This is a genomic window from Dechloromonas sp. ZS-1, from assembly GCF_039649255.1.
Classification (GTDB): Bacteria; Pseudomonadota; Gammaproteobacteria; order Burkholderiales; family Rhodocyclaceae; genus Azonexus.
The window spans coordinates 32,352-53,113 of record NZ_JBDIYD010000011.1; the positions used below are offsets into that span (position 1 = coordinate 32,352).

General features: G+C 57.9%; 22 protein-coding genes. 5 read left to right on the forward strand and 17 right to left on the reverse strand.

The features are described from left to right. Positions 1–49 precede the first annotated feature (49 nt). From AACO21_RS13055 to AACO21_RS13070, 4 genes are all read left to right on the forward strand, one after another. Positions 50–1,018 carry a hypothetical protein gene (locus tag AACO21_RS13055; protein ID WP_346192963.1) on the forward strand — a complete coding sequence of 323 codons (969 nt, stop codon included), beginning with the start codon at positions 50–52 and terminating at the stop codon, positions 1,016–1,018. A 33-nt stretch (positions 1,019–1,051) separates the two neighbouring features. After that, a complete protein-coding gene (istA, locus tag AACO21_RS13060) occupies positions 1,052–2,590 on the forward strand; it encodes an IS21 family transposase (RefSeq protein ID WP_346192964.1) in 1,539 nt (512 codons plus the stop codon). Positions 2,591–2,610: 20 nt separating this feature from the next. Then, a complete protein-coding gene (istB, locus tag AACO21_RS13065) occupies positions 2,611–3,345 on the forward strand; it encodes an IS21-like element helper ATPase IstB (RefSeq protein WP_346192965.1) in 735 nt (244 codons plus the stop codon). Positions 3,346–3,536: 191 nt separating this feature from the next. Beyond that, complete coding sequence (locus AACO21_RS13070; protein WP_346192966.1) at positions 3,537–3,968, forward strand: hypothetical protein; 432 nt, start codon at positions 3,537–3,539, stop codon at positions 3,966–3,968. A gap of 2 nt (positions 3,969–3,970) precedes the next feature. Here the strand turns inward: AACO21_RS13070 and AACO21_RS13075 are convergent, their stop codons facing one another. The 17 genes from AACO21_RS13075 to rfbD all read right to left on the reverse strand — a co-directional run bounded on the left by AACO21_RS13075 (position 3,971) and on the right by rfbD (position 19,852). Further along, positions 3,971–4,741, reverse strand: a complete 771-nt coding sequence (locus tag AACO21_RS13075) for an RNA methyltransferase (protein ID WP_346192967.1) — start codon at positions 4,739–4,741, stop codon at positions 3,971–3,973. Then, positions 4,738–5,328, reverse strand: coding sequence for a ribonuclease HII (gene rnhB / locus AACO21_RS13080; RefSeq protein ID WP_346192968.1), 591 nt, complete (start codon positions 5,326–5,328; stop codon positions 4,738–4,740). The genes AACO21_RS13075 and rnhB overlap by 4 nt, the downstream gene beginning before the upstream one ends. Next, on the reverse strand, positions 5,316–6,464 hold the full coding sequence (lpxB, locus tag AACO21_RS13085) for a lipid-A-disaccharide synthase (RefSeq protein ID WP_346192969.1): 1,149 nt from the start codon (positions 6,462–6,464) through the stop codon (positions 5,316–5,318). Before lpxB ends, rnhB begins: the two co-directional genes overlap by 13 nt. Position 6,465: 1 nt before the next feature. Beyond that, the gene (lpxA, locus tag AACO21_RS13090) at positions 6,466–7,236 is read right to left on the reverse strand and encodes an acyl-ACP--UDP-N-acetylglucosamine O-acyltransferase (protein WP_346192970.1); all 771 of its coding nucleotides are present in this window, start codon (positions 7,234–7,236) and stop codon (positions 6,466–6,468) included. A 1-nt stretch (position 7,237) separates the two neighbouring features. Further along, a complete protein-coding gene (fabZ, locus tag AACO21_RS13095) occupies positions 7,238–7,672 on the reverse strand; it encodes a 3-hydroxyacyl-ACP dehydratase FabZ (RefSeq protein WP_346192971.1) in 435 nt (144 codons plus the stop codon). 10 nt (positions 7,673–7,682) lie between these two features. Further along, positions 7,683–8,726 carry a UDP-3-O-(3-hydroxymyristoyl)glucosamine N-acyltransferase gene (lpxD, locus tag AACO21_RS13100; RefSeq protein ID WP_346192972.1) on the reverse strand — a complete coding sequence of 348 codons (1,044 nt, stop codon included), beginning with the start codon at positions 8,724–8,726 and terminating at the stop codon, positions 7,683–7,685. Beyond that, positions 8,726–9,196, reverse strand: coding sequence for an OmpH family outer membrane protein (locus AACO21_RS13105; RefSeq protein ID WP_346192973.1), 471 nt, complete (start codon positions 9,194–9,196; stop codon positions 8,726–8,728). Before AACO21_RS13105 ends, lpxD begins: the two co-directional genes overlap by 1 nt. Positions 9,197–9,244: 48 nt before the next feature. After that, positions 9,245–11,536: an outer membrane protein assembly factor BamA gene (bamA, locus tag AACO21_RS13110; protein ID WP_346193020.1), complete on the reverse strand. Its 2,292-nt coding sequence runs from the start codon at positions 11,534–11,536 to the stop codon at positions 9,245–9,247. A gap of 2 nt (positions 11,537–11,538) precedes the next feature. Beyond that, positions 11,539–12,906, reverse strand: a complete 1,368-nt coding sequence (gene rseP / locus AACO21_RS13115) for an RIP metalloprotease RseP (protein WP_346192974.1) — start codon at positions 12,904–12,906, stop codon at positions 11,539–11,541. After that, a complete protein-coding gene (ispC, locus tag AACO21_RS13120; protein ID WP_346192975.1) occupies positions 12,903–14,093 on the reverse strand; it encodes a 1-deoxy-D-xylulose-5-phosphate reductoisomerase in 1,191 nt (396 codons plus the stop codon). The genes rseP and ispC overlap by 4 nt, the downstream gene beginning before the upstream one ends. After that, entirely contained in the window at positions 14,093–14,926 is an 834-nt protein-coding gene (locus tag AACO21_RS13125) for a phosphatidate cytidylyltransferase (protein WP_346192976.1), read from the reverse strand. The genes ispC and AACO21_RS13125 overlap by 1 nt, the downstream gene beginning before the upstream one ends. After that, a complete protein-coding gene (uppS, locus tag AACO21_RS13130; RefSeq protein WP_346192977.1) occupies positions 14,919–15,683 on the reverse strand; it encodes a polyprenyl diphosphate synthase in 765 nt (254 codons plus the stop codon). Before uppS ends, AACO21_RS13125 begins: the two co-directional genes overlap by 8 nt. A gap of 24 nt (positions 15,684–15,707) precedes the next feature. After that, positions 15,708–16,265 carry a ribosome recycling factor gene (gene frr / locus AACO21_RS13135; RefSeq protein ID WP_346192978.1) on the reverse strand — a complete coding sequence of 186 codons (558 nt, stop codon included), beginning with the start codon at positions 16,263–16,265 and terminating at the stop codon, positions 15,708–15,710. An 11-nt stretch (positions 16,266–16,276) separates the two neighbouring features. After that, on the reverse strand, positions 16,277–16,993 hold the full coding sequence (gene pyrH, locus AACO21_RS13140; protein WP_346192979.1) for a UMP kinase: 717 nt from the start codon (positions 16,991–16,993) through the stop codon (positions 16,277–16,279). A gap of 16 nt (positions 16,994–17,009) precedes the next feature. Next, positions 17,010–17,909: a translation elongation factor Ts gene (gene tsf / locus AACO21_RS13145; RefSeq protein ID WP_346192980.1), complete on the reverse strand. Its 900-nt coding sequence runs from the start codon at positions 17,907–17,909 to the stop codon at positions 17,010–17,012. A gap of 72 nt (positions 17,910–17,981) precedes the next feature. Beyond that, entirely contained in the window at positions 17,982–18,725 is a 744-nt protein-coding gene (gene rpsB, locus AACO21_RS13150; RefSeq protein WP_346192981.1) for a 30S ribosomal protein S2, read from the reverse strand. A 215-nt stretch (positions 18,726–18,940) separates the two neighbouring features. Continuing rightward, entirely contained in the window at positions 18,941–19,852 is a 912-nt protein-coding gene (rfbD, locus tag AACO21_RS13155) for a dTDP-4-dehydrorhamnose reductase (RefSeq protein ID WP_346192982.1), read from the reverse strand. A gap of 112 nt (positions 19,853–19,964) precedes the next feature. On the opposite strand from rfbD, the gene map reads away from it, so the two are divergent. Continuing rightward, entirely contained in the window at positions 19,965–20,762 is a 798-nt protein-coding gene (map, locus tag AACO21_RS13160) for a type I methionyl aminopeptidase (RefSeq protein ID WP_346192983.1), read from the forward strand.

Below are 20,762 nucleotides of genomic sequence, written 5' to 3' on the forward strand. Positions count from 1 at the left end.
ATGTAACTTTAGCCGGCTATAGTTATAGCCGTACTCACCAAAAGCCCATATGCCATCCACCGCCCATCTCGCCTCGTTGCATCATGCTGCGTTACTCGCCGGAGAGTCTCGGACATGGGCGCAGATTGGTTTTGTGTTGCATGCGGGAGACGAAGTTGGCGTTTGGAGGGAACAATATCCCTCCTTCACTGACTGGTTGAAAAAACTCAGCGAAGCCCTCCATCTCAAGGAGGCCAGCCTTTGGCGCTATCTTGCCGCATACCGATATTATCTGGAACTGCATGCGAATCTACGGAAACGCTCAATAGCCTGTCCAGAACCGGTGGATTTGCCAGAAACGGTCAGCCCGGAAAACCTGGAACTACTCGGCAAACTGAGTCGAGTCGTTCCAGCAGAGATGCTGCCGGACCTAGCGCAAAGGGTATTGTCAGGTGAGGTTACGCGTGCCGATCTTCGTCAACTTTGGTCTGTTTATCGACCCGCCTTGGCCGGAAGAACAGCGCGAGGCAAGGGCGTCAGCGTACCTCGGGTTAGTCCGGTAAATCCTGTGCAATACCAATCGCTTCTGGAAGCTCAGGTCTTTGCCACGCTATCTACCTCAGGGGTGGAATGGACGGGTATCAGCAAGCCGGCTTATTTTGAGTTTTTCATGGGAGTCAGGCCAGTCTTTCCTGAAGGGGAAAAGAAGCCTTTTGAGTTTGATGCGGTAATCATGGTCGGGCAGAGCAGGCAAGTTTCTCCAACGTTTCATGGCATCGAAATTAGGGGAACACCTTACTTTGGAAAAATTGAGGACTTCCTTCTCCCTCGTATCCCGTATTGCGATTACCTATGGGTTGCGACGTGCGGTGCAGGCTATGGCCATCGAGGCGAGGTAACCGTACCTGATTACGTAGGCTTGCTGGACGTGAGCGATGGGAGAATTGAAGTGAAGCAATATCCACGTCGCTTGGCTGAGTCCGGAACAAAAACGGGTGATCTGGCGAAGGGAATTCTTCTTCGTTCGGTTCGGCGTTAATTTTTTTGGCTATAGTGGTCTAGCCGGCTATATATGAACAGGAGGTTGACAATGCGCCAAATCAGACAGGTTTTGCGTCTCGCTCATGAGATGAAGCAGAGCCAACGGGCGATATCGCGCAGTCTTGGCATGTCACGTGACGCGGTTGCCGATTACTTGATTCGTGCTCGTGCTGCTGGCTTAACCTGGCCTTTGCCTACAGAGATGGATGATGCCGGCCTGGAGAACTTGCTGTTCCCGGTGATTGTGGCGGCATCCCGTTGCCGAAAGGTAGAACCCGACTGGGCGGCTATTCATCTAGCACTGAAGCAGAAAGGTGCAACGCTTCAAGGGCTGCACGAGGAGTATCTGGCTGCCAATCCGGATGGGATGGTCTACAGCTATTTCTGTGAGCGCCATCGGGAGTTTGCCAAAACCCTGAAACGCTATATGCGCCAAACCCATGTGGCGGGGGATAAGGTGTTCGTCGATTACGCAGGGCCAACGATAAAAATCGTGGATCCAGCGACAGGCGAGATTCAAACGGCGCAGATATTTGTCGGCGCGCTGGGTGCCTCCTGTTACATCTATGCCGAAGCGGTCTGGAGCCAGAAACTACCGCAGTGGATTGCATCACATACGCGGATGTTCGAGCACTTCGGTGGCGTGCCTGCGGTGGTCGTTTGTGACAACCTGAAATCGGCTGTAACACGCGCCAGCAAAACGGATCCGGATATTCATCCGACCTATCAGGATATGGCTGGGCACTATGGGACGATGATTATTCCTGCACGTCCCAGGATGCCCAAGGACAAGGCGCATGCTGAGAACGGCGTGCTGATTGTTGAACGGTGGATTTTGTTTCGGTTGCGCAAGCAGATTTTTACCAGCTTGGCCGAACTCAATATTGCCATCAAGGCGTTGCTCGAAGATGCAAACAATCGGCCCTTCAAAAAACTGCCGGGCTGTCGGCGGAGTGCTTTCGAAACCATTGATCGCCCAGCACTCAATCCTTTACCACGCGAGCGTTACGTCTACGCGGAATTCCGAAAAGTCAGGGTTGGCCTTGATTATCACGTGGAATTGGATGATCGCCATCATTACAGCGTGCCCTATGCCCTGGTACGCCAAGAGGTTGAAGTTCGTCTAACGGTGGATACGGTAGAAATTCTGCATGGTGGTCGGTGCGTGGCCAGTCACCCAAGAACCATGACACCCGGCAAGACAACCAACCCGCAACACATGGATCCATCCCATCGTTTTATTTCCGAATGGGACGCCGAAATGGAATTGGATTGGGCGCTCGGGATCGGAGGCAGCACGCATGACTTTATGCAGATAGTGCTCGCGAAACAAACGCGGCGTGAATTGGCGATGCGGGCAGCAGGTTCGCTCAAGTCATTAGCGCGTGAGTATAGCGAAGAGCGGATTGATCTGGCTTGTGCCCGGGCGCTTGAGATCGGCGCAACCGATGTCCGCAATGTCAAATCAATACTGCGCACCAACCTTGATCGCCGCGCCATTTCCCCAGATGCAATTCATGAAGCCAGTTTTGATCACGCCAACATTCGTGGCCCACATTCTTTCCACTGAACTTACGACAAGGAAAAACGATGCTGATACAACAAACAATAAATAATCTGCGGGAACTGCGCCTGGCTGGCATGGCCAAGGGATTTGAAAACCAGATGACCAGTGCGGCCGCAATGAGCCTTGGCTTCGACGAGCGCTTCTCGATGCTTGTCGAATACGAAAAGACGCATAGGGAAAATGAGCGTCTGAAACGACTTCTGAAATCCGCCAAACTCAAGGCAAATGCATGTCTTGAGGATGTGGATTATCGGGCAGATCGTGGGCTGGACAAGAGTCAAATGGCAACGCTGACCTCTTGCCAGTGGGTCAGTCATGGTCTCAACATGATTATCACCGGCCCCACCGGCTCCGGAAAAACCTGGCTGGCTTGTGCCTTCGGCAATCAGGCATGTCGTCACGGGAAAACCGTGCTGTTTCAGCGGTTGTCACTTCTGCTTGAAGAACTTCAAATTGGCCATGCGGACGGCAGTTTCCGGAAACGCCTGAACCAGTTGTCGAAGTATGACTTGTTGATTCTGGATGATTTCGGACTGGCGGCACTGAATGCACATGGCCGAAATGACTTGCTGGAAGTCATCGACAGTCGAGTTCCAGGTCGCTCGACGCTGATCACCAGCCAACTGCCAGTGACGAACTGGCATGACTACTTGAGCGGCGGGAATCCCACCGTGGCTGATGCAATTCTGGATCGTCTTCTCGGTGGATCACTTCGTATTCCGCTCAAGGGTGAGTCAATGCGCAAAACCCGTAGCTGAAACTAAACGGCCTCTCGCCGATTTGCCGTCGCTTGTTCTTCCGCGCCGGCATTTTTTGTGAGGAGTGGCGGCACGAAAACATTTCAGGTGGTGCCTTTGGGAGCATTGCTTGGTTGCCAGTTCAGCCTGACAGAGAGTGGCGGGTTTAGAGCATTTTGAGTGGTGGTTTTTGGGCATAAAACGCACACAGCATGGACACACGGGAAGCAACGATCGTCGCCTACCACCTCGGCGAGATCATGACGCCCGCACTGCGGGAGCTATACCGTCTTTTCGACGGTGACCTGGTCCTTGCACTGGTGCTTGGCGAGCTTGGACAGCACAGCGCACGACAGCGCATGGCGATCGAAAAAGGGATCGACACTGACGCGCCCTACGCCATGAGCAACGCCTATTCGCTGGCCCAGGCCTCGGGCATTCCCCGGGAAACCATGCGGCGCAAGCTGGAAAAACTGAAAGCGCTGGGTTGGATCCGTGAATCAGAAAACGGCGGACTCAGCCTCAATCCGGATACCGAGCCCCCGCTGGCCGAGCGTTTCAAGGACTACAACCAAACCCTGCTCATCCGCATGCGCAAATCGTTGCAGCAACTGGAGGGCATTGCGCCCTCAGCGGACACCTGAGATCACCCCAGGCGGCGGCGGAGCGCCTCAAACAGGCAAACGGCAGCCGCTGCGCCGACATTGAGCGACTCCACGGCGCCCGGCATGGGGATTTTGATGCGGTGGTCTGCCGCAGCGATCAGCGCTGGACTGACGCCCAATCCTTCCGCGCCGAACACCCAGGCCAGCGGCCCCTGCCAGACGGCCTCATAAAGGCTGGTCGCCCCATCCAGGCAGGTCACGGCAACCTGCCCGCGATACTCGGCGACGCAGCGCATCAGATCGGCATCCTCGACAATATCGAGCACAAAGTGCGCGCCCTGTCCGGCCCGCAACACCTTGGGCGACCAGGCGGCAGCACAGCCCGGTGACAGCCAGACCTGCCGCACGCCAGCTGCAGCCGCCGTACGCAGCAGCGTGCCGACATTCCCCGGATCCTGAACGCCATCGAGCAAAACGGCATCCGCGGCGAGGTCGACCGTCGGCGCGGTCGGTGAAAGCGGAATCAGGGCCAACACACCACTCGGCGTATCGACCAGGCCGAGTTCGCGCATCAGGGCATCGCTCAGGAGGGTCGGCGCCCGGCCGGCGGTCAACGCCGCAATTTCGGGCGATTTCAGGGCGGTTTCCGCCACCACCAGGCGCTCAACCGGCCCGATGGCCGCCTCATAGGCGCGCACCAGATGCGCGCCGTCGAGCAAGGTCAGCCCTTGTTTGCGACGCTCGCGCCCGGATTCGGCCAGCTTCTTGAGCAGCTTGAAGAAGGCATTGTCGCGCGACTGGATCAGCGTCATAGCAAGGAGAGTTGCTGCGCCACCGGGCCGAAGCTCTTGCGATGCACCGGCGAAGCGCCATGCGCCGCCAGCGCGGCAAAGTGCGCGGCCGTCGGGTAGCCCATATGGCGGTCGAAGCCGTACATCGGATACTCGGCATGCAAGGCCAGCATGCCTGCATCGCGTACGGTCTTGGCCAGGATGGAGGCAGCGGCAATCGAGGCAATCTTGCCGTCGCCCTTGACCACGGCCTCGACCGGAATTGGCAGTTTGGGGCAACGGTTGCCGTCGACCAAGGCCGCCTCTGCCGGCATCTGCAAGGCGGCCACGGCGCGCTGCATGGCCAGGAAGGTGGCATGCAGAATGTTGAGGCGGTCGATTTCCTCGACGGTCGCCTCGGCCACTGCCCAAGCCACGGCTTTCTCGCGGATTTCGAGGGCGAGTGCCGCACGCTTTTTTTCGGAGAGCTTTTTCGAGTCGTTCAACCCGGCGATCGGGCGGGCCGGATCAAGGATCACGGCCGCCGCCACCACCGGACCGGCCAGCGGCCCGCGCCCGGCTTCATCAATGCCGCAGACGCAACCGGGTGGAATGATCAGTTCAGGCACCGCATCACCGCCTGGGCAGCCTTTTCTGCCGTGTTCTGGCGCAGCTGGTAATGGATATCGGTGAAGGTTTCCTGGATCGCCTCGGCGTTGTCCTTGTCTTCATAGAGTTTGACCAGCTCCGCCGCCAGATTTTCCGGCGTAGCCTGATCCTGCAACACTTCCGGCACCACGAAGCGCCCGGCCAGGATATTGGGTAGGCCGACGTAAGGCAGATAGGCCATGCGCTTCATCAACCAGTACGAGAAGCGGGCGATCTTGTAAGTGATGACCATCGGACGCTTGACCAACGCGGCTTCGAGCGTCGATGTGCCGCTTTTGACGAGCGCCACATCACAGGCCCCCAGGGCATCACGCGCATGCCCGAAGAGCAGGCGGAACGGCACGTCGGTTGCACCCTGACGGTAAATGGCCGTTTCGAACTGCAAACGGGTTTCACGCGTGGTCAGCGGCACGATAAAGCGGGCCGTCGGCAAATGCTGCTCACGGATGATCTGCGCCGTTTTGACGAAGATGTCCGCCATCGCAGCCAGTTCGCCCTGACGGCTGCCGGGCAGCATGGCGAAAATCGGGCCGTCCCTGGACAGGGCCAGTTTTTCCCGCACGGCGGCACGACTGGTTTCCATCGGGATCATGTCAGCCAGCGGATGGCCGACATAGGTCACGGGAATGCGTTCTTTATCGTAGAGCGGCGGCTCCATGGGAAAGAGCGCCAGCACGCGGTCGACCGCCCGGGCGATTTTCTTGATGCGCCCCCCTCGCCAGGCCCAGATCGAGGGACTGACGTAATGGATGGTGCGTACCCCGGCCGCCCGCAGATCGGTTTCCAGGCCGAGGTTGAAATCCGGCGCATCGATCCCGATGAAGACATCCGGCTTCTGGTCGAGCAAACGCTTTTTCAGCTGGCGGCGAATCCCGGCAATCTCGCGATAATGCTTGAGGGCATCCCAGTAGCCCATGACCGAGAGTTTTTCCAGCGGCCACCAGCTGTCGAACCCAACAGCATCCATTTTGGGACCACCGATGCCGTAGAACACGGCGTCCGGCAAATGCTGCTTGAGGGCGGCGATCAGGTGGGAGGCGAGCAAATCCCCGGAGGGCTCGCCCGCCACCATGGCAATACGAACAACCTGGCGCATGTCAGCGAATGATGCCCCGCTTGGAGACCTCAAGGAAGTCGACAAAGCGCTGGACATCCGGCTGCGTCTTGGCGTCTTCGGCCAGTTTGGTCTTGGCCTCTTCCAGGAGCAGACCCGACTTGTAGAGCGTGCGATAGGCACGCTTCAAAGCCAGCAGCGCATCGCTGGAGAAACCACGGCGCTTCAGGCCCTCGACGTTGATCCCGTAAGGCTGGGCGGTATTGCCGGCAGCCATCAGGTAAGGCGGCACATCCTGCAGGATGACCGTGCTCACCGCCGTCATCACGTGCGCGCCGATGCGGCAGAACTGATGCACGCCGGTAAACCCGCCGAGAATCGCCCAGTCGTCGACCACCACATGCCCGGCCAGGGAGGCATTGTTGGCAAAGGTGCACTTGTTGCCGACAACGCAGTCATGGGCGATGTGCACATAGGCCATGATCCAGTTATCGTCACCAATGGTCGTCGCACCCCGGTCCTGAATGGTCCCGAGGTTGAAGGTGCAGAACTCGCGAATGGTGTTGCGGTCGCCGATCTCCAGACGCGTCGGCTCGCCGGCGTATTTCTTGTCCTGCGGCACTTCGCCCAGGGAGCAGAACTGGAAAATCCGGTTGTCACGCCCGATGCGGGTATGACCATGGATGACGGTATGCGGGCCGATATGGGTACCGTCGCCGATTTCGACGTTCGGACCGATGATGGCATAGGCGCCGATCTGGACATTGGCACCGATCTTGGCGCCCGGATCGACAATGGCAGTCGGATGAATCATCTTACAGGTCCCGCTTGGCGCACATCAGCTTCGCTTCGGCAGCCAGTTGGCCATCGACGCGCGCTTCGCCCTTGAATTTCCAGACACCGCGCATCTGACGCTCGATCTCGACGTGCAGATGCAACTGATCGCCCGGCATGACCGGCTTCTTGAAGCGCACTTCATCGAGGCCGGCAAAGTAGAACACCGTATCCGGGGACGGCTTCTCGCCCAGGGACTTGAAAGCCAGGATACCACCGGCCTGCGCCAGGGCTTCCATGATCAACACGCCCGGCATGACCGGATGATGCGGAAAGTGGCCCATGAAGAAGGGCTCGTTGATCGTCACATTCTTGTAGGCATGAATCGACTTGTTCGGCTCGATTTCAAGCACGCGGTCGATCAGCAGGAAGGGGTAACGGTGCGGCAGGTGCTCGAGAATCTCGTGAATATCCATTTCCATTGAATCAACCCTCGTTTTCTTGTTCTTTCAATTTTTTCTCAAGCTCGGCCACACGATCCGCCAACTTGGAAAGACGGCGAATATGCGCCGCATTACGTACCCACTCGTCGTGTGTATCCAGCGGGAAAACGCTGGTATACAAACCGGGCTGGGTAATGTTTTTCATGACCAGCGAACCACCGGAAATCACGGTTCCCGGCGCCAGCGTGACATGACCGGAAATCATCCCGGCGCCACCGACAATGCAGTGCTCGCCCATCGTGACGCTGCCCGCAATCCCGGTACACCCGGCCAGCACGGTATTGGCACCGATCACGCAGTTGTGGGCCACCTGCACCAGGTTGTCGATCTTGCAGCCGTCACCGATCACCGTATCATCCAGCGCGCCACGGTCAACCGTCGTATTGGAGCCGATTTCGACATCGTTCCCGATGGTCACGGCACCAACTTGCGGAATCTTGATCCAGTTCTGGCCTTCCGGTGCAAAACCGAAACCATCGCCGCCGATCACGGTCCCTGAATGAATGATAACGCGTTGTCCAAGCTTGCAGCCGTGATAGATCGTGACATTCGGGTAGAGAATCGAATCATCCCCGATCACCACATCATCCCCGATCACGACGCCCGGGTAGAGCACCACGCGCTCACCGAGCACGACGTTCTTGCCGACACAAACCTTGGCAGCAACGGCCACGCTCGCCGGCACGACAGACTCGACCACCGCCGATGGATGAATACCGGAGAAACTGACTTGGAGCGGATTGAGCAAGGTTGCGACACGCGCGTAATAGGCGTAGGGATTGGCTGTCACGATACGTGGCCCGCCAAAGGCATCGGCAGCATCCGGCCCGAGAATCACGGCGGTCGCCTGCGTCGTCTGCAACTGGCTGCGGTATTTGCGGTTGGCTAGAAAGGCAATATCACCCTCACCCGCAGAAGCCAGCGTGGCCACGCGCGTCACGCGTGTTTCCGGGTCCCCAAGCACATCGCCGCCCAGGCGGGCGGCGATCTCGGCAAGCGTCAGCGTCAAAGCGCCTTGGCCGGCCATTACTTGCCTTCGGCCAGCGCCTTGATGACGCGGTCGGTGATATCAAGACGCGGGCTGACCCAGACGACATCCTGGAGGATCAGGTCATACTTGTCCGACTCGGCAATCTGCTTGATAGCACGGTTTGCCTTTTCGATCACGGCGGCGTTTTCTTCGTTCTGACGGAGATTCAGGTCTTCACGGAATTCGCGCTGCTTGCGCTGGAATTCGCGGGACAGGTCGCCGAATTCCTTTTCCTTGGCGCGGCGCTCACTCTCGGCCATCGTCACGGAGTTCTTTTCCAGATTTTCCTGCAAGCCCTGCAGTTGCTTGGCCATGCGCTGGAGATCCTGATCACGCTTGGCAAATTCGCCTTCCAGTTTCTTGGCGGCTTTCTGAGCAGCAGGCGCATCACGGAAAATACGCTGGGTATTCACATACCCAACCTTGAGTTCGGCAGCAGCAGCACCCGTCACAAACAGGGCGGACATCAACGACGCCAGAACGAGAGACTTAGCTTTCAACTTGATACTCCTGAATCAAAATGTGGTGCCCATCTGGAACTGGAAGGACTCTGACTTATCGCCTTCCTTCTTGTTGAGCGGTACGCCGAAACTGAACTTAAGCGGCCCGATCGGCGAAATCCATGCCGCTGACAAACCCGTAGAATAACGCATCTCAGAGAAGGAAAGGGGCTCGCCCTTGCCATAGACCTGCCCGGCATCAAAGAAAGCCCCCATCCGGAAGCTTTTCTCCATCCCCGGCACACTCCAAAGCAGTTCAGCATTACCCACCACACGGCGATTACCACCGATACGGTAAGTCGTACCGTCCTGCGTCACGATCGTCCCCGGCGTGCCAAGACTGGAGGTCTTGTAGCCGCGCACCGAGTTTACGCCGCCGGCGTAAAAATTCTTGAAGAACGGCATATCCGGGGTTGAGCCATAGCCATCTGCATAACCCACTTCGCCATTCAGCATCAGCGTGAATTTCGAAGTCAGCGGGAAGAAATGCTGCAATTGGTAATTGGCACGGTAATACTGCAGATCCCCACCCGGCGTTGCAACCTCAAGCGAGGCACGCTGGAAGGTTCCTCGTGTCGGCATCAGGTAGCTGTCCTTGCCATCGCTGGCCCAGTTGGCGGTCAGCGGCAACGAGAGATTGCGCGAACCGAATTTGTTGACGTAGTCCTTGTACTGGGGCGGGCTGTTGTCGTAGGTCGTAATTGCCGTGGAATCGATACCGATACCAAAACCCAAGGACTCTTTTTCGCCAATTGGGAAACCGAAGCGAATAGCGCCGCCGGTCGAAGCCGAAGAGTAATACGCCAATGCCGTCGAGGCGGTATTCACCGTGCGGTGGTAAATATCGAAGCCCTGGCTCACACCGTCCTTGGTGAAATAAGGATTGGTGTACGAGAACACGTAGGTACGATACGTCTTCGCAGAGTTCACCTGGGCTGTCACGTTATTGCCGCTGCCCATGAAGTTATTCTGAGAAATCGAGCCGGACAGGATGACCTTATCAACACTGGAGGTACCCACCCCCAGCATCAGGTTGCCCGTCGGCTTTTCGGAAACGTTCAGATTCACATCCAACTGATCGGCGGTACCAGCCACGGCAGGCGTCTCAATGGCCACTTCGTTGAAGAAGCCCAAACGATCGAGACGCAGCTTGGAGGCTTGAACACGATCTGCATCGTACCAGCCGCCCTCCATCTGACGCAGCTCACGCCGAATGACTTCATCGCGCGTTTTTGTATTACCGGTCACGTTGATACGACGGACATAAACCCGCTTGCCCGGATCGACAAAGATGGTGAAGGCAACGTTGCGCTTTTCCTTGTCGATTTCCGGAGAAGCATTCACGTTGGCAAAGGCGTAGCCCTCCTTACCCAAACGATCGCCGATCGCCTTGGTGGAGTCGTTCAGACGCTCACGGGAAAAAACGTCGCCGGCCTTCAGTGTAACCAATTGCTTGAGTTCGGATTCCGGGATGGAAAAATCGCCAGCCAGCTTCACCGAAGAAACCTGATAGCGTTCGCCTTCCGTCACGTTGATCGTGATGTAGACGTCCTGCTTATCCGGGGAAATCGAGACCTGGGTCGAGTCGACCGCAAATTCCAGATACCCCTGGTTCATATAGAAGGATTTCAGTTTTTCCAGGTCAGCCGAGAGCTTCTGACGGGAATACTGATCATTTTTGGTGTACCACGTAATCCATCCCGGCGTCGTCAGATCGAACTTCGACAACAGATCCTTCTCCGGGAAGGACTTGGCGCCCACAATGTTGATCTTTCGGATCTTGGCTGCATCACCTTCCTGAATATTGAAGTTGATGCCAACGCGATTACGCTCGAGGGGCGTCACCGTGGTCGTGATATTCACACCATATTTGCCACGTGACAGGTATTGGCGCTTCAGCTCCTGCTCCGCTTTTTCAAGCTGTGCACGATCAAAAATACGCCCTTGGGCAATACCGGTTTCTTTCAGCGCCTTGATGATGGCGTCCTTTTCGAACTCCTTCATCCCGACGAAATCGATCTGTGCAATCGCCGGACGCTCCTGAACGACAACCACCATGACCTTGTCATCGACTTCGACGCGCACATCCTTGAAAAAACCGGTCGCGAAAAGCGCCTTGATCGACTGGGCAGCCTTTTCATCATCCAGCGTATCCCCTACCTTGACCGGCAAGTAACTGAATACGGTGCCCGCCTCGGTTCGCTGAATACCCTCGATCCGAATATCCTGCACCGCAAAGGGCTCAAACGCCAACGCAGGCAAGGCAAACAGGCCAGCGATCAGGGCAGCAAACGGTGTCTTTTTCATCATCAGCCGGAAACCAGGCGGTTTATGTCATTAAAAAATGCGAAAGCCATCAGGACGAAAATCAATGACAGGCCAATGCGCTGTCCGATTTCCATGGCGCGCTCCGAGAGCGGACGCCGCCTGACGACTTCGATCATATGATACATCAAATGGCCACCGTCCAGCACCGGGATGGGAAGCAGGTTCAAAACCCCCAGGCTGATACTGACCAACGCCATGAATTTCAGATAATAATCCCAACCCAACTTGGCAGACTGCCCCGCGTAGTCAGCAATCGTGACCGGCCCTGAAAGATTTTTCCAGGAAACCTCACCGAGCAACATCTTGCCCATCATGACTAGGCTGAAAATCGATTTTTCCCAGGTTTCCCGGATGGCCATGCCCGCCGCCGTGATGACGTCGTAGCGTACAAACGCCTTCAACTCACGCATTCCCCCTACCGGCTCGGCAACACGAACCCCCAAGCGTCCGATCAGCCCGGACTGATCCTTGAAAGGCTCCGGAACCGCCTGTAAGGACAGGTGCCCACCAGCTCGCTCAACCTCCATCGACAGAACACGACCTGGCGCACGACGAACCTGCAAGACCACCTCATGCCAGGCAGCGATGGCCGCACCATCGATAGCGATCACACGATCCCCCGGCTGCAATCCCGCCTGTTCTGCCGGGCCACCCGGCGTCAGCGCCCCAAGCACAGGGGGCAAAACCGGGCGAAAAGGCATCAAACCCAGATGATCGAGGGCCTCACCCTCCCAACCTTCGGCACGAATCGACTGCAGCGAAAGCGTCCGATAGGCAATTTCCTGCTGCTCGTTCGCCACCTCGAGCAGCGCGTGATCCTGATCAGCCGCCTTTTGCAGCAGGGACCAACGCAACTGATTCCAGGTCTGGACCGGCTCCCCGTCAACCGCACGCACCTGCTCACCTGCACGAATCCCCGCCATTGCAGCGGGCGAAGCGGCCTTGGGCTCGCCCATGATCGCGAGAAGCTCATGACTCCCGCTCATGAACACAGCCCAATACAACAGGATTGCCAGTAAAAAATTAGCCAGTGGACCCGCAGCAACGATCAAGCTGCGCGCACCCACACCTTGCTGATTAAAGGCTCGCGACAACTCTGAAGAAGCGACCGGGCCTTCACGCTCATCCAGCATTTTGACGTAGCCGCCCAAGGGCACCAGGCTGAGCGCCCATTCGGTACGATCAACCCCGAACTGGCGCTGCCAGACCACCGGGCCAAAGCCAATGGAAAAGCGCAGCACCTTGACGCCGCAATAGCGGGCAGCAAGGTAATGACCCAGCTCATGAAAAAAAATCAGGACAGACAGTACGACCACGAAGGCCGCGGCATAAAGCGGAAAATCGTTCACGCGAAACGACGCTCTTCAATCATCGACGTTGCCAACGCTCTCGCTGCGGCATCGGCCGCACACACCCCTTCCAGCGAGTCAGCCCCCCCGACCGGTACAGCCTGCAGTACGGCCTCATTCAGACGCGGAATACCGAGGAAAGGCAAGGCCCCCTCCAGGAAAGCCGCCACGGCAACTTCATTGGCAGCATTCAGAATGGCCGGCGCCGTTCCACCTGCGTGCAAGACATCATAGGCCAACTGCAGGCAACGGAAACGCTCAAAGTCCGGCTCATAGAAGTCGAGACGGCCAATTTTGAACAGATCAAGCGGCTCAACCCCCGCATCAATCCGTTCCGGCCAGGACATCGCGTAAGCGATCGGGGTCCGCATATCCGGATTGCCAAGCTGAGCCAGCACAGAACCATCCGCATAATCCACCGCCGAGTGAATGACACTCTGCGGATGCACCACCACCTGAATCTGTGCCGGGGCCGCATCGAAAAGCCAACGCGCCTCAATCACTTCCAGGCCTTTGTTCATCATGGTCGCCGAATCGACCGAAATCTTCCGCCCCATCACCCAGTTCGGGTGCGCACACGCCGCCTCCGGCGTCACATCATGCAAGGCAGAGAGAGGCGTATTCCGGAAAGGGCCGCCGGATGCAGTCAGTAAAATACGGCGCACGCCGCATGCACTCAAACCACGATGAAAATCAGGGGGCAAGGCCTGGAAAATGGCATTGTGTTCGCTGTCGACCGGCAGCATGACTGCCCCGCTGACGCGCACGGTCTGCATGAACAACTCGCCCGCCATCACCAGCACTTCCTTGTTGGCCAGCAGAATACGCTTGCCCGCACGCGCCGCAGCCAGCGTCGGGCGCAAGCCGGCAGCACCCACGATGGCCGCCATCACGGCATCCACCTCGGGCAAACGCGAGACATATTCGAGCGACTCGACGCCGGACAACACCTCAACCGTCAGCCCTGCTTGCTGGCAGCGCCCTCGCAGCACATCTGCCAAAGCCGCGTCGCGGACCACCGCGTAAACCGGGCGAAACACCTGGCACTGCTCAAAGAGTTTATCGACCTGACTGTGCGCACAGAGCGCAAATGCGCGGTAGCGCTCCGGATGACGCCGAATGACATCCAGCGTGCTGACCCCGATGGAGCCGGTAGAGCCCAGGACGGTAATATTCTGCGGCGACATCAGGCCGAGTGGCTCAAAAGCAGCCAAACCAATGCCACACAGGGCAAGGTGGAGGTCAGACTATCGATCCGATCCAGCACCCCACCATGCCCCGGCAGAATCGCGCTGCTGTCCTTGATGCCAGCCTTGCGCTTGAGCAAGGACTCGAAAAGATCACCGATGATGCTGATTGCAGTCACGACCAACAAGCCAGCCACCCAAAGCGGCAACGGCGGACCATCGATGCCTGCGAAATGGCGAACCAGCAGGCCATACGCCACCACACCCAGACAGGCGCCATAAGCCCCTTCGCGTGTTTTACCCGGACTGATGGTCGGCGCAAGCTTGTGCTTGCCAAAGGCACGGCCGGCGAAATAAGCGGCAATATCGGCAACCCAGACCACCGCAAACACCGCCAGCATGGCCCAAGGCCCCAGCATGCGCAGTTGCACCATCGCGAGCCAGGTCGGAAGCAGCACCACTGCGCCAACCAGCAAACCGCTCCATGCACTCAAGGACCATTGGCGCTTGAGCCAGACGGGCATCACGCCGCACCACAGCACGGCAGCCGCACCATAAAAAACCCAAACCCAGGTCGCGCCGGGCTGAAAAGCCGCCTCCGAACCCACTACGGCGGGGTTGAGGATTGCAAGCCCGGCGCACAAAAGGGCCGCCAGCACGCCCAGAACAACGCGCGCACGCGCCGAAAATGCCAGCAACGCCCCCCACTCCCAGGCTGCGATGCCCATCACCAGCGCAACCAGCAGAGCCCAAACCATGGGAGAGGTCATGAAAATTGCTGGGAGCAGCAAGGCAACCAGTACCAGCGCCGTGATAACACGTGCCTTAAGCATGATCTTTCCGATCCTGAAGCTGTTCGCTCGTCCGGCCGAAACGACGCTCGCGTTGCTGATAGGAAGCGATGGCCTTATCGAATTCAGCCGTGTCGAATTCTGGCCAAAGGGTGGGCGTGAAATACAGTTCGGCGTAAGCAAGCTGCCAGAGCAGGAAGTTACTGATCCGCTCCTCGCCCCCGGTACGAATGAATAAATCCGGCTCCGGCGCATAACTCATGGAGAGAAAGGCTTCGAGATCAGACTCGACAAACCCATCCCGCTTTTCCGGATGGGCTGCCAGCATCCGTTGCATGGCCTGCATGATGTCCCAGCGACCGCCATAATTGGCGGCAATGGTCAGCACCAAGGCAGTGTTCGTCGCCGTTTTCGCCTCTGCTTCCGCGATCAGCGCCTGCAAGCGCGGCTCAAAGCGCGACAGGTCACCCACGATACGCAGACGAACATTATTGCGATTGAGTTTCTCGACTTCTTGCTCCAGTGCCTTGACGAACAACTGCATGAGCAAGGACACCTCTTCCGCCGGTCGACGCCAGTTTTCTGAGGAAAATGCGAACAGGGTCAGATAATCGATCTTGCGCTCAAGACAGGCGCGCACCGCTTCGCGGACCAGCTCAACGCCTTTGACGTGCCCGGCCACGCGCGGCAAGAAACGTTTTTTTGCCCAACGGCCGTTGCCATCCATGATGATGGCAACATGCCGGGGGACAGCTGCGGCAACCGGGACCTCGCGGGTCGAACTGGAAAACAATGCCATCGGTAGGCAGCCGGAAAAGATCGATCAGACCTGCATCAACTCGGCCTCTTTGGCCGCGAGCATCTTGTCGATTTCAGCAATGTACTTGTCGGTCAGCTTCTGGACGTCGTCCTGAGCCTTGCGCTCGTCATCCTCGGGAATATCCCCCTTCTTGAGGGCGTCCTTGAGATGGGTATTGGCATCGCGACGCAGGTTGCGCACAGCCACTTTAGCGCCTTCACCTTCCTGCTTCACCACCTTGATGAGGTCACGACGGCGCTCTTCGGTCAGGGCCGGCATCGGCACGCGAATCAATTCACCCTGCGTGGCCGGGTTCAGACCGAGATCGGAATCGCGAATGGCCTTTTCAACCTTGCCGACCATGTTCTTTTCCCAAGGCTGAACACCCAGGGTGCGACCATCGATCAGGGTGATGTTGGCAACCTGATTCACCGGCATCATGGAACCGTAGTAATCGACCATCACGTGATCCAGCAAACCGGCGTGTGCACGGCCGGTACGGATCTTCAGGAGGTCGTTCTTCAGCGCCTCCATGGATTTCTGCATTTTGGCTTCGGTGTTCTTTTTGAGATCAGCAATCATGTTTATCTCCCTCAGCAGTAAACCAGCGTCCCTTCGCTTTCACCACAGACCACGCGCTTCAGCGCGCCGGCCTTGAAAATCGAAAAAACGTTGATCGGCAGTTTCTGATCGCGACAGAGCGCGAAAGCGGTCGCATCCATGACCGCGAGATTCTTGGAGATCGCCTCGTTGAAGCTGATGCGATCGTAACGGGTGGCGGAAGGATCCTTTTTCGGATCGGCAGAATAAATGCCGTCCACCTTGGTGGCCTTCAGCACGATTTCAGCACCGATTTCGGAACCACGCAGCGCTGCTGCGGTATCGGTCGTGAAGAAGGGATTGCCGGTGCCCGCACCGAAAATCACAATCTTGCCTTCTTCGAGATAGCGAATGGCCTTGCCACGAATGTAAGGCTCGACCACTTGCTCAATATTCAGGGCCGACTGCACACGGGCATTCAGGCCGGTCTGGCGCATCGCATCCGACAAAGCCATGGCATTCATGACAGTGGCCAGCATGCCCATGTAATCCGCAGTGGCGCGATCCATCCCGGTGGCCGTACCGGCCATGCCGCGGAAGATGTTGCCACCGCCGATCACGACACCGATTTCCACACCCAAATCGGCAACCGCCTTCACTTCTCCGCAAATTTCCGAAATCGTCTTCGGATTGATGCCATAGGCATCATTGCCCATCAGGGCCTCACCGGAAAGCTTGAGGAGGATGCGTTTATATTTGGGTGCAGTCATCGGCGTTCCTTTTCAATTACTTCTTGGCAGCAGCAGCGGCAGCCTGGGCAGCCACTTCAGCAGCAAAGTCGTCAACCTTCTTCTCGATGCCTTCGCCCACGACAAACAGGGAGAAACCAGCGATGGAAGCGTTCTTGACCTTCAGCAGTTGCTCGATGGTCTGCTTGCCGTCTTCAGCCTTGACGAAGACTTGGCCCAGCAGGGTCACGTCCTTCAGGTACTTCTGAACCGTACCTTCGGCGATCTTTTCCAGCATTGCTTCCGGCTTGCCGGCTTCACGGGCCTTCTCGATGGCAACGCGACGCTCGGTTTCCAGCAGGTCAGCCGACACGCCGGAGGCATCCAGGGACTTCGGCTTGGAAGCGGCGATGTGCATGGCGATATCCTTGCCCAGCTGCTCGTCACCACCCACCATATCCACAACGACGCCGACCTTGGCACCACCGTGAATATAGGAAACCAGCTTACCCTTGGCTTCGAAACGGGTGAAGCGGCGGATGCTCATGTTTTCACCGATCTTGCCAACCAGCGCGGTGCGGGTCGACTCAACGGTACCTTCACCCATCGGCAGGGCGGACAGGGCAGCCACGTCAGCCGGATTGTTTTCAGCAACCAGCTTGGCGCAACCATTGGCCAGGGCGATGAAATCATCGTTCTTGGCCACGAAATCGGTTTCGGAGTTCACTTCAATGATGGCGCCTTGCTTGCCATCAGCAGCGATGCTGACAGCAACGATGCCTTCTGCAGCGACGCGGGCAGCAGCCTTGGAGGCCTTGTTACCCAGCTTGACGCGCAGAATCTCTTCAGCCTTGGCCATATCGCCGTCAGCTTCGGTCAGCGCCTTCTTGCATTCCATCATCGGTGCGTCGGTCTTGCCGCGCAGCTCTGCAACCATACCTGCGGTAATTGCCGCCATATTCAATCTCCTGAGCAATAAAACAGGCGGAGCCTGAGGCTCCGCCGTTACATCTTTATTTAAGAGGCCAGCTTATTCAGCAGCTTCTTCAACCTCGACGAACTCGTCGTCGCCGGCGGCAACGATTTCCTGAACGGCCAGGCTGCGGCCTTCGAGGATGGCATCGGCCACGCCACGGGCGTACAGCTGAATTGCGCGGGAGGAGTCATCGTTGCCCGGGATGACGTAGTCAACGCCTTCCGGAGAGTGGTTGGTATCGACCACGCCGATAACCGGAATACCCAGCTTGCTGGCTTCGGTCACGGTGATCTTGTGGTAACCAACGTCAACCACGAAGATCGCGTCCGGCAGGCCGCCCATTTCCTTGATGCCGCCGATGGACTTCTGCAGCTTTTCCAGTTCGCGACGGAAGGTCAGCGCTTCCTTCTTGGACATGCGATCCAGATCGCCCGCTTCAACCGCCAGTTCCATTTCCTTCAGACGCTTGATGGAGGTCTTGACGGTCTTGAAGTTGGTCAGCATGCCGCCCAGCCAGCGCTGGTCAACATAAGCGGCACCAGCGCGTGCAGCTTCTTCAGCGATGATTTCGCGAGCCTGACGCTTGGTACCAACGAAGAGCACGTTGCCGCGATTGGCGGACAGCTTCTTCACGAACTCCATGGCTTCGTTGTACTTGACCAGGGTCTTTTCGAGGTTAACGATGTGAATCTTGTTGCGGGCACCAAAGATGTACGGAGCCATCTTGGGGGACCAGAAACGGGTCTGGTGACCAAAGTGAACGCCGGCTTCCAGCATTTCGCGCATCGTAACGGACATAGCAATTTCCTTTTAAGGGTTAAACCGCCACCCGCCAGAAACGTCCGTCTTTATTTGATTTTGACGAACACCCTTAATCGGCGGATGTGAGGGATTTGACCAGGCACACCATGCACCCGGCCCATCTTCCAGAAAAACTCCCGGAAGAATCGCGAGATTATAGCAGCACCCCGCCGTTCTAAAAAGCCCCCAAGCCAGCAAAAAAGGGCTGCAAATCAGTAGCCGTGCTGCTTCAAAGCAAGGAGTTGCAGCATGCGAGCGAGATAAGGCTGCCAATCCGGCATGCGCAGATCGAAATCCTGCTCAAGACGGCTGCAATCCAGACGGGAATTAGCCGGGCGCCGCGCCGGGGTCGGGTATTCCGCCGTACTGATGGCACGCACGGCTTCCGGACCGCACTTCAACTCGAAACCCTGCGTCTGCCTGGCTTGCGCAAGGACCGCGCAGGCAAAAGCATGCCAGCTGACCGGGTTGGCGGCCGCCAGGTGATACAGCCGGTTTTCGCCACTTTCCAGGCGTTGACCGCGGCGCAGCATGGCCAGCACATTGCCCGTCACGGTCGCAATCAAGGCAGCCGGAGTCGGCGAACCGATCTGATCGTTGACCACGCCCAATTGGTCGCGCTCGCGCACCAGGCGCAGGATGGTCTTCACAAAGTTGGCGCCACGCGCACCAAATACCCAACTGGTTCTGAAAATAATCGATTTTCCACCCACCGTCCGGATGGCCGCTTCGCCGGCCAGCTTGGTCGCGCCATACACCCCCTGCGGCGCCGTCGGGTCTGATTCCACGTACGGCGCAGTTTTTGTGCCGTCGTAAACGTAATCTGTCGAGTAATGCACGAGCAGCGCACCGAGCAACTTGGCTTCTTCTGCGAGCACACCGGGCGCATGCGCATTGATCTGCGCAGCCAGCTCTGGTTCGGATTCCGCCTTATCGACCGCGGTATAGGCCGAGGCATTCACGATCAGCGTCGGACGAACTGCACGCACCACAGCACGAATGCCATCCGGATCGGCCAGATCGCATTCAGCCCGCCCGCAAGCCACCACATCGCCATGCGGTGCCAGGGAGCGCTGCAATTGCCAGCCTACCTGCCCATCCTTACCCAAGAGCAAAATCGTCATTTATCACCTCCTGCGAAACGCGCGCAGTATGCCACCAAAGGGCGTTCGCCTTGAGAAAGCGGGGGGCATCCTTTATCCTCTCCCCTTTCCCCAACGCACCAAGAAGCCCCTCATGAGCATCACCATCAAGACGCCCGAAGACATTGAAAAAATGCGCGTCGCCGGCCGCCTGGCCTCCGAAGTCCTCGACTACATCGAGCCCTACGTCAAAGCCGGCATCACCACCGGCGAACTCGACAAGCTCTGCCATGACTACATGGTGGACGTTCAGGGCTGCATCCCGGCCCCTTTGAATTACGCCCCCTCCGGCTACGACCCCTACCCGAAATCGATCTGCACCTCGGTCAACCAGCAGGTCTGCCACGGCGTGCCGGGCGAGCGCATCCTGAAGACGGGCGACATCATCAACCTCGACATCACCACCATCAAGGATGGCTATCACGGCGACACCAGCCGGATGTTCGTCGTCGGCGAAGGCTCGATTCAGGCCAAGCGACTGTGTGAAATCACCTTCGAATGCATGTGGCTGGGCATTTCTGTCGTCAAGCCCGGCGCCCATCTCGGCGACATCGGCGCCATCATCCAGAAGCACGCGGAAAAGAACGGCTATTCGGTCGTACGCGAATTCTGCGGCCACGGCATCGGCAAGAAGTTCCACGAAGACCCGCAAGTGCTGCACTACGGCAAGGCCGGTACCGGCGTCAAACTGGAACCGGGCATGATCTTCACCATCGAACCGATGATCAATGCCGGCAAGGCCGCCATCCGCGAGATGGCCGACGGCTGGACCATCGTCACCAAGGACCGCAGCCTGTCAGCCCAGTGGGAGCACACGGTGCTCGTCACCGAAACCGGCTACGAAATCATGACCCTGTCTGCAGGGTGCCGCCCGAAACCCGACTGGATCTGA